Source organism: Cognatiyoonia sp. IB215182 (genome assembly GCF_033963905.1).
Lineage (GTDB): Bacteria > Pseudomonadota > Alphaproteobacteria > Rhodobacterales > Rhodobacteraceae > Yoonia.
This window is the reverse complement of record NZ_JAXBMB010000062.1, coordinates 1-1433: the sequence shown is the minus strand read 5'-3', so window position 1 is coordinate 1433 and position 1433 is coordinate 1. Positions and strand designations below refer to the sequence as shown.

The following is a 1433-nucleotide window of genomic DNA, read 5'->3' as shown; positions in this document are numbered from 1 at the left end:
ACCGCGTAGCTTGAGCCTGCGCTCAGGGTGATATCCCCGTCTACATTCAATGTGCCGATGGAAGTGCCGGGCGCAAGGGTTGATCCATTGTTTGCAGTCACCGCACCAACCGTACCGTCGCCACCAAGCACACCACCATCATTGAGCGTAACCGCGTAAAGGCTCCCATTGACCAGCACTACGCCTCCGGACACCGTCGTGTTTCCCGTAATGCTGCCGCCGTCATCCACCTGCAACGTGCCGCCATTGATCGTCGTATCACTGGCTATGCTACCACCGTCAGCCAACCGCAAAGTGCCACCCGTGATCGTCGTACCGCCGGTATAGCTGTTCTCGTGGGTCAGAATTGTTGTGCCGTTCTCGACCAGAACAGAGCCAGTGCCGCTAATGCTGGCTCCGAACCTATAGTCGGTGTTAGTGTGATTGAAGACCAGTTCGCCGGTACCCGATAGGGGGAGTGGTTTGTGGAAGTCGACAAATCCAGCTGCGACAGCATCCTGCCCCGAAGCCGCACCAATGTTGAACGTTAGATGACCATCATCAGGCCGATATATAGGGTGACCTTGGTATGGGCCAGCATTCCCTTCCCCCGGATAGGCATCACGATAAACCGGCGTACACGCATTCGAACCAAGGATAGGATCGCAACGGAGGTACACGCGGTAAATCCCTGTTGCCTCACGGATCCTGAACATTCCGCCATTCGAGATGGTAATGGTTGCAGTCTGCACATCGGCGTGACTGTTGAGGAACCCCACATGGCCGCTTGCGGGTGGAGTTAGCTCCAGAAGGGAGCCCTCACCATCGATTTCAAGTTCGGTTTCATGTGCGCAGTCAGCGTCCGGACGCCGGTCGTTATTGGGGTAGCGGCAGTAAAGATCCTGTCCAAACACAAGCTGCACGATCTCAGGTTGCTCCCCAGCGATCCTAACGACTCCACCGTCGGCAATACTGAGTTTTCCCAGCCTATGTGGCTTGGAATAGACGGAGATACCTGAGGTCTCCACGATCGCTCCCGCGCCGGTGACAGAAAATTCGCCGCCGCGCACACCTATGCCATTGGTTGTTACAAGTCGCTGCCCCTCAGAAACCACAAACCTCCCATCATTGCCATGCTCGTTGCCGATGGTAAGTGCAATATTATCGAGATCAAGCGTTTGACCGTCATTTACCAACACTGGCGTATTGGCTCCAGGGAGGGTTAACGTGCCAAAGCTTTCAAAAGTGTCAAAATTCGTAGAACCTTCTTCGCCCTCGACCCAATACCCGAAGAACCCGCGCCCCGCCTCTGCCTGAGCGGGAGACGACCCCAGCCCGGGCGTCAGAATGGCGCAAGCCGTAACCAACGCTGTACTCTGCAGCAGGGCGGCGCGATGAAGCGATGAAGCGATGAAGCGATGAAGCGATGAAGCGATGAAGCGATGAAGCGATGA

Annotated in this window: 1 protein-coding gene; it reads right to left on the bottom strand. The window is 56.0% G+C overall.

All coding sequences use genetic code 11. The features are described 5' to 3' along the window. Window positions 1-1433 (bottom strand): autotransporter-associated beta strand repeat-containing protein (locus SLH47_RS26255; protein WP_413785690.1); only part of this gene is annotated, 1433 nt, incomplete at both ends.